Origin of the sequence: Salinibacter sp., assembly GCF_042218895.1 — a bacterium.
In the GTDB taxonomy this organism is placed as follows: Bacteria; Bacteroidota; Rhodothermia; order Rhodothermales; family Salinibacteraceae; genus Salinibacter.
This window is the reverse complement of sequence record NZ_JBDGQQ010000014.1, coordinates 1-12,769: the sequence shown is the minus strand read 5'-3', so window position 1 is coordinate 12,769 and position 12,769 is coordinate 1. Positions and strand designations below refer to the sequence as shown.

Annotated in this window: 11 protein-coding genes and 1 pseudogene; 7 read left to right on the top strand and 5 right to left on the bottom strand. The window is 65.8% G+C overall.

All coding sequences use genetic code 11. The features are described 5' to 3' along the window. Positions 1–241 (bottom strand): annotated as a pseudogene (locus ABEL04_RS01720) (hypothetical protein); the annotation flags it as partial. A gap of 382 nt (positions 242–623) precedes the next feature. On the opposite strand from ABEL04_RS01720, the gene ABEL04_RS01715 reads away from it, so the two are divergent. Next, entirely contained in the window at positions 624–1,379 is a 756-nt protein-coding gene (locus ABEL04_RS01715) for a hypothetical protein (RefSeq protein ID WP_375800647.1), read from the top strand. 89 nt (positions 1,380–1,468) lie between these two features. Then, the gene (locus ABEL04_RS01710; RefSeq protein ID WP_375800646.1) at positions 1,469–1,801 is read left to right on the top strand and encodes a PKD domain-containing protein; all 333 of its coding nucleotides are present in this window, start codon (positions 1,469–1,471) and stop codon (positions 1,799–1,801) included. A gap of 190 nt (positions 1,802–1,991) precedes the next feature. Here the strand turns inward: ABEL04_RS01710 and ABEL04_RS01705 are convergent, their stop codons facing one another. Further along, positions 1,992–2,315 (bottom strand): GIY-YIG nuclease family protein, encoded by a 324-nt coding sequence (locus ABEL04_RS01705; RefSeq protein ID WP_375800645.1) that lies wholly within the window; start codon positions 2,313–2,315, stop codon positions 1,992–1,994. A 121-nt stretch (positions 2,316–2,436) separates the two neighbouring features. Here ABEL04_RS01705 and ABEL04_RS01700 point away from each other — a divergent pair, with 121 nt between their 5' ends. Further along, the gene (locus ABEL04_RS01700; protein WP_375800644.1) at positions 2,437–2,724 is read left to right on the top strand and encodes an Lrp/AsnC family transcriptional regulator; all 288 of its coding nucleotides are present in this window, start codon (positions 2,437–2,439) and stop codon (positions 2,722–2,724) included. A 29-nt stretch (positions 2,725–2,753) separates the two neighbouring features. Here ABEL04_RS01700 and ABEL04_RS01695 read toward each other — a convergent pair whose 3' ends face one another. Then, positions 2,754–5,309: a M14 metallopeptidase family protein gene (locus ABEL04_RS01695; RefSeq protein WP_375800643.1), complete on the bottom strand. Its 2,556-nt coding sequence runs from the start codon at positions 5,307–5,309 to the stop codon at positions 2,754–2,756. A 181-nt stretch (positions 5,310–5,490) separates the two neighbouring features. Between ABEL04_RS01695 and ABEL04_RS01690 the strand changes: the two genes are divergently transcribed. Beyond that, the gene (locus ABEL04_RS01690; RefSeq protein ID WP_375800642.1) at positions 5,491–5,763 is read left to right on the top strand and encodes a polyhydroxyalkanoic acid system family protein; all 273 of its coding nucleotides are present in this window, start codon (positions 5,491–5,493) and stop codon (positions 5,761–5,763) included. 196 nt (positions 5,764–5,959) lie between these two features. Here ABEL04_RS01690 and ABEL04_RS01685 read toward each other — a convergent pair whose 3' ends face one another. Beyond that, positions 5,960–6,454, bottom strand: a complete 495-nt coding sequence (locus ABEL04_RS01685) for a DinB family protein (RefSeq protein WP_375800641.1) — start codon at positions 6,452–6,454, stop codon at positions 5,960–5,962. A 203-nt stretch (positions 6,455–6,657) separates the two neighbouring features. Here ABEL04_RS01685 and ABEL04_RS01680 point away from each other — a divergent pair, with 203 nt between their 5' ends. After that, positions 6,658–7,329, top strand: a complete 672-nt coding sequence (locus tag ABEL04_RS01680; RefSeq protein ID WP_375800640.1) for a DUF2459 domain-containing protein — start codon at positions 6,658–6,660, stop codon at positions 7,327–7,329. An 11-nt stretch (positions 7,330–7,340) separates the two neighbouring features. Here ABEL04_RS01680 and ABEL04_RS01675 read toward each other — a convergent pair whose 3' ends face one another. Next, on the bottom strand, positions 7,341–9,119 hold the full coding sequence (locus ABEL04_RS01675) for a SulP family inorganic anion transporter (RefSeq protein ID WP_375800639.1): 1,779 nt from the start codon (positions 9,117–9,119) through the stop codon (positions 7,341–7,343). Between the two features lie 630 nt (positions 9,120–9,749). Between ABEL04_RS01675 and ABEL04_RS01670 the strand changes: the two genes are divergently transcribed. Then, positions 9,750–11,663 (top strand): SLC13 family permease, encoded by a 1,914-nt coding sequence (locus ABEL04_RS01670; protein WP_375800638.1) that lies wholly within the window; start codon positions 9,750–9,752, stop codon positions 11,661–11,663. Positions 11,664–11,712: 49 nt separating this feature from the next. After that, positions 11,713–12,393, top strand: a complete 681-nt coding sequence (locus ABEL04_RS01665) for an NUDIX domain-containing protein (protein ID WP_375800637.1) — start codon at positions 11,713–11,715, stop codon at positions 12,391–12,393. Positions 12,394–12,769: the final 376 nt, after the last annotated feature.

Here is a 12,769-nt window from a genome sequence, read left to right as displayed (position 1 = left end):
CGAAGACAAGCGCCTCCGAATCGGCCTGCACGAGGCGGCCCCGAAGGAGATTCGTGAAGGGCTTCGTTTTGGTGCCGCTTCTCACCCCTCCGCCCTGCACTACCGGATCACCGATGGCTTTGAGCGCGGGACGCACCTCGTTGAGCAGGGGGGCTGGCCAGCACGGTCGGCGTCGGGGCAACGGAGACGCCCCGATCGGCTTGGTCCTCGACGCCGTGCGGTTGTAGATAGCGACGGGCACACCGGCGTCGCAGAGATTGTGCGCCCCATCGATCATACGCTCGCACGGTCTCGCAGACGGAAAAGCGTACTCCACACGTCCTGCGTCCTGCACGCGCTCGGGCCGCCCGCAGAGCAGGCACCGATTTTACGGACAGTCCCCCAGAAGCAGTGGGCCCCAATCGCCGGATGGTTGGCCTCCTGAGTCCGATCCGTAGGCGCCCACCGAGCGAACCACTGCACGTTTCGACCAGCCGGTCGCCGCGGGGGCGGGCCGCCGGCCCAACACGAAACGTTACCCGTCGGAGGACCGTGGCCCCACGTGACAGCCTGTGGAAGAGGCTTGGAACTCCTCAGACGGTTCACTCCCGCGCTCGCGAACCTGTGCTCCTCACTCAGCCCCCATGCAGATCCTCTTTGACGGCAACGCCCTTCAGTCGCAGGTGCACCGCCGGGCCATCGGTCCTCAGCCGGCTGGCGTCCGGCTCGAGGAGCCGATCGCTGCCCTGAAGAACGGCCTTTCCGCGGAGGTTGAGTTCACCGTAGAGGGGGATCCGCTGTCGGCGGCGGTGCTAGAGGAGACCGACGTGCTGGCCATTCCGACACGGCCCCCCAACGAGAGTTTTCCCCCCGGCATGGACCTCAGCGCCGCCCCGTACACCGACGACGAGATCGACCGAATCGTGGACGCCGTGGAGCGAGGGACTGGGCTGGTGCTCTTCACCAATCATACAGGCCTTACCCAGGAAGACGACCGCCTCGCCGAACAGTTCGGGATCGAGGCACTAGACTTCACCTACTACAATCACCCGTCCGGCGACTGCTCCCTGGAGGGGAATCAGATGGTCGTCCATCCGATCCTGTCGGGCGGCCCCGAGGGCGCGAGCGTCGACCAAATCGTGTTCGAGAACTGCGGCCTGCTCTGGAAGAGCTCCCCCAGTGCTGCGCCCGTCGTCCGGCTCCCCTCACACGAGAGAGCGTTTTTCAGCGCAACGGCTCAAAGCGGAATCGGACGTGTGGTCGTCGTCGCGGACTCGGGAATTCTCGGATCGAAAAATCCGCAGGGCCGGGGGGTTCCGGAGCCGGGATACTTCGACCGTGCGGACAACCGCGCCTTTGTGTTGAATGCGTTCCGGTGGGCCGCCGGGGAACTGACGTAGCAGGGAGACGGTGCGTGCTCCCCAGATCCCCACTCATAGCATCTCAGCTTCGCCAAAGCACAGAACATTTCACTGGTCGACACCCTCCCATGCGCGTCCCTGCCTGGACTCTTCTCCTTGTCGCTCTGCTCACGCTCGCGAGCTGCAACTCCGTGGGGGAAGTCAACGAGCCCCCGTCTGTGGGCTTTTCGTTCTCGCCACAGAGCCCCAGTGCGGGCACGTCGGTGAGCTTCACGGCTCAGGCGACCGACCCGGACGGGCAGGTCGAGTCGTTCCAGTGGGAATTCGGAGACGGGGCGAGTGCAACCGGCCGCACCCCTACACACACGTACGAAGCGGCGGGGAGCTACACGGTGACCGTCACGGTCACCGACGACCGCAACGGCACGGACCGTGCACGCAAGACCGTTGAAGTTCAGTAGCGCCCCCGTCGGCGCACCAAAAGTAGACAATCGCCCCCGTCATGAAACCACTGTTACGGCCTGAGAAGCTGGCATGATGATTTTCCCTCGTGAGAGGGGCACCTTCCCGGACCTGTTGGGGACGCCCCGAGGATGCTCGGAGGGGAGGTGGGACCCTGCAGGACGATCCGTCCGGGGGGCGGGGAGCGGGTCAGTCGGGATCGGTGGGGTCCCGGGAGGGGCGCCGTCCCGCCTCGCCGTCCCGCACAAGCTGCTCCTTCGCCGCCCGACGCAGTTGTTTGATCGCATGCTCCCGCTGCATGGCGTCGGACTGAGTATCGTACGTCTCAACGTGCACCAGCTCGACGGGCCGTCGGCCGCGCGTGTACTTCGCCCCACTGCCGTCGTTGTGCTCGTCCACGCGCCGCTCCACGTCCGTGGTGTAGCCGGTGTAGTAGGTGCCATCGCTGCACTCGACGACGTAGACGTAGTGCCGGCCGTGGGGGGCAGCGTTATCTGAGGGGGAAGGGGCCATCGGGCAAAGACGCAGGTTTGAGATTTGCGGGCGTTTGGGGGTGCGGCCCTTGGAACGTATCTTGATGGCACGAACGACCGCGCTTCCTGGCCTCCCCTCCTTACACGTCCCCACCCGAATCATGGTCACCGCCATTGTTCTCCTTGACACCGAGCGCGACAAGGTCAACGACGTGGCCGACGAGCTGGCCGCCCTCGACGGCGTTAGCGAAGTCCACTCCGTCGCCGGCCGCGTCGACCTCGTCGCCATCCTTCGCGTCGCCGAAAACGACGCCCTCGCCAACCTCGTGACGGAGGAAATCCGCCAAATCGACGGCATCCTCGACACAGAAACGCTGATCGGGTTCCGGGTCTACTCCAGTCACGACCTAGAGAACATGTTCTCGATCGGGATGGAGGAGCCGAGGTGAGCGATCGGCCGACGTTCCGGGGCAGATCTTCAGCTGGTCCCGACGAAGAAGATGGCGTTGGCGAACAGAATCTGACCGCCGTACCAGAAGCCCCGGAAGAGCGGATTGTCGACGAGGTACGTCACCTGGCCCTCCCCTAGCGACTGCGTGCCGAAGAGGAGGGTGTCCTCGACCTTCCGCTGGGCCTCGTGGCCCATAAATCCGCTGACCGGATCGGCAGCCTGGAGCGCCCCCACGGTCCATCCCGACTGCTGCTGAGAGAGGTAGGCGAACGCCTCGTCGTTGCGCTTGAGCGTGAAGTACGGCGGCTCGATGCCGAAGCCGAGCGGGTGGGAGCTATCGAGCCGTACGCGATGAATGCTGCCCGGCGTCGATTCCGACAACCGCCGCCGCGTCCGCGTGCCGTAGCGGGAGAGCGGCGTGTCGGCGGTCGTATCCGGGCCTGCCGACGTTGATTTTCGGGTGAGAGCATAGGGGGCACGTCCGGCCAAAGCGTCGTTGGCATCGCCAAGCGCAACGAGCCGCCCGCCGTTGCGAACCCACTGGGTGATGGCCTCGGCCCGTGCGTCCGTGAGCCAGTCCCCGTAGTCTCCGTCCGGGAGCACGAGTGCGGTCACGTCGTCGAGCATGCTTGGGGCAAAGTCGTCGGCCGGGAGCAAGGTCGCCGGGTAGTCGATCTGACGGTCGAAGTAGTGCCACACCTCGCCGAGACGCGGCGGCGTGGTGGGCGGTCCCGAAAGGACGGCTACGTGCGGGGGCTCGACGATCCTGAAGTTGTCGGAGCCAAAGTCCGGGCCCTTCTCGGTAAAACCGGTGGACACGGCGTGGAGCCCTTGGCCGTGGGCCTCGGCGAGCCGGCGCACGGTCGCGTCGAACTGGTCGATCCGATTTGTATTGCCCGCGCGGAGTACCACGAGGGCGCCGGGTTCGTAGGACCGGCCGTCTACTGTGAACGCCTTCTCGGCGAACCGGACATGAATGTCCTCGCGGAGCAGGGCCGCGGCGAAGCGGGCGTCGGCCCGGCTCGCCCACGGCGTGACGTAGGCGTAGGGCGTGTCGGCGTCGCCCGTCATCGAGGGCGCGGTCCCCGGCACCGTGTCGCTCGCCGGCGTGACGCGCTCCGTCAAGGCGTAGGCCTCCAGGTCGTAGGCGTAGGGCAGGCCCCAGGCGGTGATGTCGTACATCAAGGAGTCGACGATCGTCGTCTGGGGCTCGAGGAGCACCTTCGCGAGGCGGGCCTTCGGCTGTGCCACGTTCACGAGGAGGTCTCCGCGCTGAATGCGCGTTTTCTCCGTGTCGCCGCTCTGGTAGGACCGCCCCCGCACGGTGCGGGCCTCGGTGGCGTAGCCGTATCGAATGTGCTGGCGGTCGAGATGGTCGGCGAAGGCCGCGAGCCGATCGCCCCGCTCGCCGCGCTTGACCACGTACGTCCGGTAGTCGCCGGGCGGATTCTTCCGGGCCGACGCGTAGTAGTCGGCAAACTTCTGCACCACGCGCTCATGATTCTCGGCGGTGGCCTCAACGGTCGAGAGGCTGGTGGTGTAGTGGTGCTGAATGCGCTCGTCGAGCGTGAGGGTGTCCCCGTCGGCGGTAATGACGCCGCGCCCGGCGCGCCCGGAGCCGCCCTGCTCATAGGTCATGCCGATGGCGCCGTTGAAGAGGGGCCACGTGTCGCCGTAGCCCGGATAGAAGAGATCGAAGACCTCTTCGGTGAAGTAGAGCCACCCGTTGTCGTTGAAGTACTCGGCGTTGTTGCGGCCAATTGTGAATTGAAACTTCCGCTGCCACGAGGTCAGGTTCTCGTGGAAGGGCTTGGCGGCGGGGGCAAAGTAGTAGGGGTCGTTCACGCCCATCTCGTGGAAGTCAACGTGAACGTGCGGCATCCAGCGGTGATAGGCCTCAAGCCGGTGCCGCGTCTCCGGCTGGATGCCCCATGCCCAGTCGCGGTTGAGGTCGAAGTAGTAGTGATTCGTACGGCCGCTGGGCCAGGGCTCGTGGTGCTCCCGCGCCGCCGTGCGGACGTTGGGCTGATCGCCCGTCATGCGCTTGTACCACTGCACGTAGCGGGCGCGGCCGTCGGGGTTGAGGCAGGGATCGATCAGGACGACGGTATTTTTGAGCCAGCGCTGCGTCCGGTCGTTCTGAGGATTGCCGAAGGCGTAGAGCGCCTTGAGCGCCGCCTCGGTCGAGACGGATTCGTTTCCGTGCACGTTGTAGCTGAGCCAGACGATAGCCGTAGGGGGACCCTGCGGGGAGCCTTCGCGGAATCCGACCCGCTTCAAATTGTCGCGCCGGAGCGTCTCGAGGCGGTCGTGGTTGGCAGGCGTGGTGGCCGTGGCCAGAAGGAGAGGGCGTCCCTCTACCGACGTGCCGTACTGGCGGGCCGTGATGCGGGGGGAGTGGGTGGCTACGTGCCGCACGTAGTCGGTAACCCGGTGGTGGGGCGTGAACTGCTCGCCGAGCTCGTAGCCCAAGAACGTGGCGGGCGATTGCAGTCCGTCGGCCGGCTGGGCGACGGCCACCGCGGGCAGGAGGAGTAGACCGAGGGCGAGGCCAAGGAGGTGACGAAGGCGGATGGGACGCATGCGAGCAATAGGTCGGTGGATGGGCGTACGACAGACACCCCACAACAAATGACGTCCACCGGGCACTTACAAGGAGCGGTCGAAGAACGTGGGGAACGGCGAGGGGACGGGGAGAACGGACCCTGTGGCTCTTCGTACCCCTTTTCTGATTGTCCGCTCTTTTCGACACCCCGTTTCCACAATGGCTGACATTGATATCACCCACTCGCACTCCCTGGGCCTCGAGGACGGACGCGCGGCCGTGGGGCGTGTGGTCCAGGAGCTTGAACAGGAACTCGGAGTCGACGCCCAGTGGACTGGAAATACTCTTCAGTTCGATGGCCAGGGGGCCGATGGCCATATCAGGGTCGAAGCCACGTCCGTGCACGTCGCGATCAATCTCAGTGCCTTCCTTCAGCCGATGCGCGGACGTGTGAAGACGGAGGCAGAGGCCTACCTCGACCGCCATCTCTAGGCTCTCAGAAGCGGTGACCCCTGGGTAAGCGTGGCCGGCCGAGGGCGAATTTTTCGCATCACACGTGTAAAGGCGCGGCGGAAAAGCGTCACTGCGCCTGCCAGCTCGCACGTCAACTCCTAAGACAATTAGCGTTTCGACCCTGCGCGTTGCTCGACTCCGCTTCGTTCGCTCTGCGTCGCTCTTCTCCCTCTTCTCATTCGTGATCGGCGCTCGGCGGCCAAAGCTCGAGCTGGCGGCGCACCGTCACGACTTGGCCGATGTGGTAGGCGGTGTGGTCGGCCACAAGCATTACTTCGCGCAGGTACGTGTGCTCGTCGCTGGACGGGACCGTATCGTGGAGGTCGATCGTCTCGTCGGTGACGAGGTCGCGCAGTGCCGCGCGGTCGCTCTGCACCTGAGCCACGCAGTCGTCCCACGCCGCCGCGTCGGGGGGAGCAGGGGCGCCGGGCCAGTAGTCGTCCGGCCAGTCGGGGGCCTCGTAGTCCGGGTCGCGGCAGTAGTCGAGGATGTCGCGCTGGGCGACACGGATGTGGTCGGTAAGCTCCCACACCGAGTAGGGCAGCTCCTCGGGGCGCTCTCCGCGGCGCTCAGGCGGCACGTGGGCCACGGCGTCCTCGAACGTGCAGTGGGCCTGGCGGGCGGTCAGCAGATCTGTGAGGTGGGAGCGGAGGGCGGCGTTTGGGTCCATGAGGGAAGCAGCTGATTGGAAGACCAAGTGTGCTTCAGAATAGCCACTGGACGGCTCGAATGCAGCCCGGCTGGTCCTGAGGCGACGAAGGAAAAAGGGGAAAACCGTGGGGCGTGTCGCACCGCGTCGTCGTGTGGATCTTGGAGACTGGATGTTGATTGAACGTGTTCTCCACTGCCCTGACTCATCAGCTCCCTGTGCAGATGCGCTGGTGGCGCGGCCTTCTTGTCGGTGCAGTGGCCGTCTGGGTCGTTCTTCTGGCGATCCGGTGTCATCTGCCGCGGCAAGCGGTCCGGCCCGCGACGGATAGCACGAGCGCCGTCTACCTTGTGCAGCACGGCTGGCACGCGGGCATCGCGGTCCGCCGGGCCGACGTGCCCCGAGGGCGGTGGCCCGTCCTCGATTCGTTTCCGGACGCGCGGTACCTGGAGGTGGGCTGGGGCGAGGCGCGCTACTATCCCGGCGAGGTTCGGGGCGTGTGGGGAATGACGCGGGCCGGCCTCTGGCCCACGGGCAGCGTGCTCCACGTTGTGCCCCTCGACCGGGCCGTACCCGCCCGATTTCCGGAACGGACCGTCGTGCGCGTGCCAGTGGGACCGGGCGAGCTCGACGCCCTCACCGCCTTCGTGGCCGAATCGTTCGCCGTCGACTCGACCGGCGGTGCCACGGCCGCGGCGCCCGGGTACTACGCCGGCAGCCGCTTCTACGCGTCGCCGCTGACGTACCACGTCTTCAACAACTGCAACCACTGGGCCGCCGCCGCGCTCGAAGCGGCGGGGTGCGACGTGGCGCCGCGCTGGACCTTCACGGTCGGGCAGGTGATGCGGCGGGCGCGAGACTGCGGCACGCTCCTCTCAAACTCTGCGAATCCGTGAGACCAAAGGGCTCACGACGCCGCCGGGGTGGCCTCTTTCTTCTCCGGCTCCGTCGTGGCAAAATACTGCTCAGTCCGCTCGGTGTCCTCCGCTTGGTCCCATCGCTCTAGCACGTCGACGACGGCCGCGTGGGGGTCGAGGTGAAACCGGTCTTCGCCGAGCAGGGCGTGGAGGCCTGAGCGGCGCACCGTCTCGCGCACCGGCCCAATGAGACCGGTCAGGTGGAGCTCGATGCCCATGTCGTCCAGCGTCTCCACGACCGAGAACAGCGCCTCGATGGCGGTTGTGTCGAGCCCGTTAATGCTACTCCCGTCCACGATGACCACCTCCACGTTGCGCCCCTCCTGCTCGCTCTTCTCCAGGATGAAGTCCTTAAAGTATTCGGCGTTGGCGAACGAGAAGGAGGCGTCTACCCGTAGCACCATGATGTCCTTGAGGCGCACGGCCTGCTCAAACCGGTCCAGGTCGCGGAAGAGACGGGTCCCCGGGACGTGGCCGAGCTCGGCGACATTGGGGCGGCTGATGCGGAAGAGGACGGCGATGACGGAGGCCCCAATGCCGAGCAGGATGCCCTCCTGGATGCCGATGAAGAGCGTGCAGGCCGCCGTGAACAGGGCAATGTATCCGTCCCGCCGCCGGGCCTTGAAGAGGCTTCGGAGTTCGTGGAGGTCAATGAGACTGATCCCGGCCACGATGATGATTGCGGCCAGGGCTGGCTGGGGCAGATAGTAGAAAAGCGGGGTCAGGAACAGAAGAGTGAGGGCAATGACCCCGGCGGTGAACCAGTTGGCGAGGGGGGTCTGCGCGCCGGTCTGGTCGTTGACGGCCGACCGCGAAAAGCTTCCCGATACCGGGATGCTGGCGAAAAACGAGCCGACGAGGTTGGCGGAGCCGATCCCGACGAGCTCCTTGTTGGCGTCGATCGTGTAGCCGTGCCGCGTCGCGAAGACACGCCCGAGGGACACGTTCTTCATAAACTGAACAAGCGCCAGCGTGACCGCCGCCGGCAGGAGCGCGTTCAGGGTGCTCGGGCCCAGGTCTGGCAGGCTGGGCGTCGGAAGGCCCATCGGGATGGACCCGACGACCGCCACCCCCCTCGCCTCGAACGAGAACGCGTAGCTGGCCCCCGTCGCCAGGACCACGACAATGAGCGCCTCCGGCAGCAGCCGACTCCACTTCGGCAGAAGGACGAGCAGGACGATCCCGGCGCCCCCAATGGCCAGGGACAACAGGTGGACATCCCCGAGATGTTGGAAGGCCCGCCACAGGATGACGTGGACGTACTGCGAGTTGCCGAGGTCCACGCCGAGGAGGCTGCCCAGCTGGCTGAATCCGATAATCAGTGCCGCGGCGGAGGTGAGGCCTGTGATCACCGGGCGCGACAGCAGATTGGCCACGAACCCGAGCTGCATGGCCCCCATCGCAATCTGCAGCACACCCACCATGGCGGTTACGACGATGGCCAGCGTCACGTACTCGCTGGTGCCGGCCTCGGCGATAACCCCGAGTCCGGCCGCGAGGATCAGCATGTCGAGCGCCTGGGGGCCGATGGCGAGCTGGCGGGACGTGCCGAACGCCGGATACACGAGGAGCGGGACGAGGGCGCCATAGAGCCCGTAGATCGGGGGCAGGCCCGCGATGACGGCGTAGGCCATGGCCTGCGGAATGAGCATCACCCCGACCGTGAGGCCCGCCGCCGCGTCGTTTCGCAGCGTTTCCGCCGAGTACTCCGAGAGCCACCGGCGAATCGTGAGGCTCTCCTGGAACCACGACCAGGCTTGGTGCCACATGGGAAGCGTGCCTCGGGAGGAGTCCTCTTCTCAGAGAGCGGGTACGAAGCAGGAAGCGTGGATGCACGCAGAGACGATTGGCGCACAGAGCACGAGAAAATCGGAGAGTCGGTTGTTGATCCCGGCGTACCATGAAGGAAATGTGAGAATGAAGGCCTCGTCGGTGACCTCCGCTCCTCTGCCCGGAAAAGGGACGGTCGGAAGTGCGTCCGTCCGTGTAAACAAAGGCGGATTCTCGTCCGTCTACAGTACGATGTCTACTCCTCGTGACAGCCTTCAAGAACCTCCAATTCCCCAAAACCTCCGGACCCAACAGCGTGAAGTTGTTTGTGCGAAGGAACCTTCCCCGGCTGAAGATCGGAAGATCGACTGATTGTCGACCCTTCCGGCCCTCAGAACAGGGCCGTCCGGGGGGCCTCTGTTCGGGAAGCGATCGAAATTTGGCTCCTCCGAGCGCCCCGATCGAACGCAAGGACGTGCGTCCGGCGTGCAAGCGAGCCTGACAGATTACAGTGGAGCAAGCACCGACCTCGGGCCCTCCCCCGACGGCAAAGCTGCACGCGTCCGCTGGCGTGTGGATCGGCGAGCATCCTCTACGAACACAACTTCACACCACTGCCTCCGACCCAGATGAGTGTCGACCTCCTCCTGACGTTCGGCGTGCTGGTGGCGGTCTTCATTGGACTGGTCACGGACCTCCTCAGTCCCGATGGCGTGCTGCTTGGGGGACTCGTCATACTCGTGCTCGGGGGGGTCATCGATCTGGAGCGGGCACTAAAGGGGTTTGCCAACTCAACACTCCTGGCCCTTGGGTCCCTGTACGTTGTGGCCGCCGGGCTGCAGGAGACTGGGGCCCTCGATGTCGCTAGTAGCTACATACTCGGGGAGGAGCAAGGCATCCGCCGCCTCCTGCTCCGCATGTGTCCCTCGGTGACCACGTACTCGGCGTTCCTCAACAACACGCCGGTGGTGGCGATGGGCATTCCCGCCATCCGCGGCTGGTGCAGGCGCCACGGCGTATCGCCCTCAAAGCTTCTGATGCCGCTTGCCTTTTCTGCGGTTCTGGGCGGCATCTGTACCCTTATCGGCACGTCGACCAACCTTGTCATGCACGGCCTCCTGCAGTCACACGACATGCAGGGGTTCGGATTCTTCGAGCTCGCCTGGGCGGGGGTGCCCTGTGCAGTAGTAGGATTGGCCTACGTCGTCTTCGTGGCGCCCGCCCTCCTCCCGGAACGGGGGGATATTCGGGAAGAGGAGGAAGAGGAGCGTGCCGACCTCGTTGAGATCGAAGTGGCGACGGACTCGCCGTTGGTGGGCGAGACGGTCGAGGATGCTGACCTGAAACTGATGCCCGGCCTCACGCTGGTCCGCATTGACCGGGGCGTCGAGCAGATCGCCCCTGTGCAGTCCGACGCGACCCTGCAGCCGGGCGACCGCCTGCTGTTTACGACGAGCGAGATGGAGGTTGCGGACGGCTCGGGGCCGACGGTCGAGGCGGCTCTTGAAGGGGCGGACGACGGCACCGTTGAGGCGCTCGACGAGACAGAGCGGGTGCAGGGCGTTCCCGAGCGGGACCTTGGGCTGAGCGCCTTTCCGGGGCTGCGCCTCGCCTACGCCGACATCGAACGGGGCGAGGACCGAGAGCTCCACCAGGTCGTCGTCCGGGAGGGGTCATCGCTCATCGGGGAAGAGGTGAGCGACATTCCTTTCCGCGAGCGTTTTGGGGCCGTCCTTACCGGCATTCGGCGAGGCGGCGAGCGCCTGGAGCCGCCCCTCGGCGACGTGCGCCTCCGTCCTGGGGACGCATTGCTCCTGGACACGAAGAGGGGATTCCGGGGCGGCTACGAAAAGTCCCGAGAATTTGTGATCACCAGTGAGGCGGGCGGGGAGGACGAAAAAACCGAAGAGGAGGCGCGAGAGCAACGCGAAGAGATGCGCCCGCATGCTGGCGGCTGGGAACTCCGCGTCGCGGTCGCCGTCATCGTCGCGATCGTGGGGCTCGTGGGGACCGGAACGCTACACATCGCCGTCGCCGGGCCCCTGGGGGCGCTGGTCCTAGTGGCAGCCGGCGTTCTCACGCCGGGGCGGGCCCGGGAGGCCGTCGACTGGAACGTGCTCATTGTGATCGGGGCCGCCCTGGGCATTGGCCAAGCCATGGAGGCCAGCGGGGCAGCAAAAATGATGGGAGAGGCCATCGTGAATGCGACCAAGCCGTTCGGCCCCTATGGCCTCCTCGCTGGCCTGATCCTGGGCACCGCCGCGCTTACAAATATCGTCACGAACAATGGTGCGGTGGCCCTCATGTTTCCGATTGCGCTATCGGTTGTTGAGAGCCAAGGCCTCGCGCCACGCGCCTTCATGGTATCGATCACGCTCGCCGCGTCGATGGCCTTCAGCACCCCCATCGGGTACCAGGCCAACCTCATGGTGTACGGACCGGGCAACTACCGCTTCGTTGACTTTGTGCGGGTCGGTGGCATCCTCCAAGTGCTGCTCTGGATCGTTCTCCTTGTTGTCGCCCCCCTGGTGTGGCCAATGTAGCTCCGCCTCGTCACACGATTTTACCAGTCAGTCCCTTCATTCGTCCTCGATGCTCCTCTTTTATCGTGTCACAGCGCGGGACCCGAGTCTCCCTGTCCTCGAAGAACAAGGTGTATCGGCGTCCCGGGAGGGCACCGTCCGGCTCTGGATGGATTATGATGCTCTGCCGGTGGGGGCCGGGCCGGTGCTCGTAGTGGACGGGAGTCGCCTTCCCGCAAACGAACTGGTTGAAGACGCGCGATCGGTGCGGGTGCCTGTAGTGCCGCCGGATGCCCTCCGCAACGCAGACCCCTACCGGCCGCCGCGTCCAGTCACCGCCGGGGGCGGGTACGTGGGATGTGCGCTCCCCAACGACGTGGCGCTGCTGGTCATCTTTCGGCGGGGGGTGTGGGACCTGCCGAAGGGCACGAAGGCCCCCGGCGAGACTGTAAGGACGTGTGCGAAGCGCGAGGTGCGTGAGGAAATTGGCGTTGATACGCTTAGGATGGGTCGGGCCCTGGGAACCACCCGGCATGGTTATCCGGACGAGGACCACTACGCCGTCAAGACTACCCATTGGTACCTGATGCAGACCCCGGAGCGCTCCTTCGAGCCCGATTGCCAGGAGGGCATCGAGCGGGTGGCTCGGGCCCGCTGGTCCGTGGCCCGACGACACATGGGCTACGAGACGCTCCGCCGCCACATGGATCGGATGGAGGACACGGTACGCACGGCACTCGCGGATGAGTAGGTCCCGCGGGCCGGCCAGTTCAGCCCGCGATGTGCGGCGGGAATTGATGCCCCGAGCGCGCCTGTGTCCGCGGCGCGCAGGCCTCGCGCCGACTTCACGGCATCCCCGTCCAGGCCTCATCCCCCGGACCGCAAATGCGCCCGGTGGTGGACGTAAAAAAGCAGACCCAAACTCCCGGGTCTGCCGCTCGGGGAAGAGAGAAAAGAGGGTCTACGGCATCGCCCCGGCGCGAGTACGGTCTGGAAGCGCGTCGATGGCGCCGGGCAGATCATTCGGGTCTTCGAGAACGACGTGGGCCCCCTTCTCCTCTAGGAGTGGCCTGTGCTCGTCGGCATCCACGTAGGGAGGGACAACGCCAATTCGCCACATGTCGGCT

What these genes read in the sequence shown, in the direction of transcription:
- ABEL04_RS01690 (WP_375800642.1), top strand. Translation starts at nt 5,491, where the DNA reads ATGGCTGACATTGATATCACCCACTCGCACTCCCTGGGCCTCGAGGAC.
- ABEL04_RS01685 (WP_375800641.1), bottom strand. Translation starts at nt 6,454, where the DNA reads ATGGACCCAAACGCCGCCCTCCGCTCCCACCTCACAGATCTGCTGACC.
- ABEL04_RS01675 (WP_375800639.1), bottom strand. Translation starts at nt 9,119, where the DNA reads ATGTGGCACCAAGCCTGGTCGTGGTTCCAGGAGAGCCTCACGATTCGC.
- ABEL04_RS01705 (WP_375800645.1), bottom strand. Translation starts at nt 2,315, where the DNA reads ATGGCCCCTTCCCCCTCAGATAACGCTGCCCCCCACGGCCGGCACTAC.
- ABEL04_RS01665 (WP_375800637.1), top strand. Translation starts at nt 11,713, where the DNA reads ATGCTCCTCTTTTATCGTGTCACAGCGCGGGACCCGAGTCTCCCTGTC.
- ABEL04_RS01670 (WP_375800638.1), top strand. Translation starts at nt 9,750, where the DNA reads ATGAGTGTCGACCTCCTCCTGACGTTCGGCGTGCTGGTGGCGGTCTTC.
- ABEL04_RS01715 (WP_375800647.1), top strand. Translation starts at nt 624, where the DNA reads ATGCAGATCCTCTTTGACGGCAACGCCCTTCAGTCGCAGGTGCACCGC.
- ABEL04_RS01680 (WP_375800640.1), top strand. Translation starts at nt 6,658, where the DNA reads ATGCGCTGGTGGCGCGGCCTTCTTGTCGGTGCAGTGGCCGTCTGGGTC.
- ABEL04_RS01695 (WP_375800643.1), bottom strand. Translation starts at nt 5,309, where the DNA reads ATGCGTCCCATCCGCCTTCGTCACCTCCTTGGCCTCGCCCTCGGTCTA.
- ABEL04_RS01700 (WP_375800644.1), top strand. Translation starts at nt 2,437, where the DNA reads ATGGTCACCGCCATTGTTCTCCTTGACACCGAGCGCGACAAGGTCAAC.
- ABEL04_RS01710 (WP_375800646.1), top strand. Translation starts at nt 1,469, where the DNA reads ATGCGCGTCCCTGCCTGGACTCTTCTCCTTGTCGCTCTGCTCACGCTC.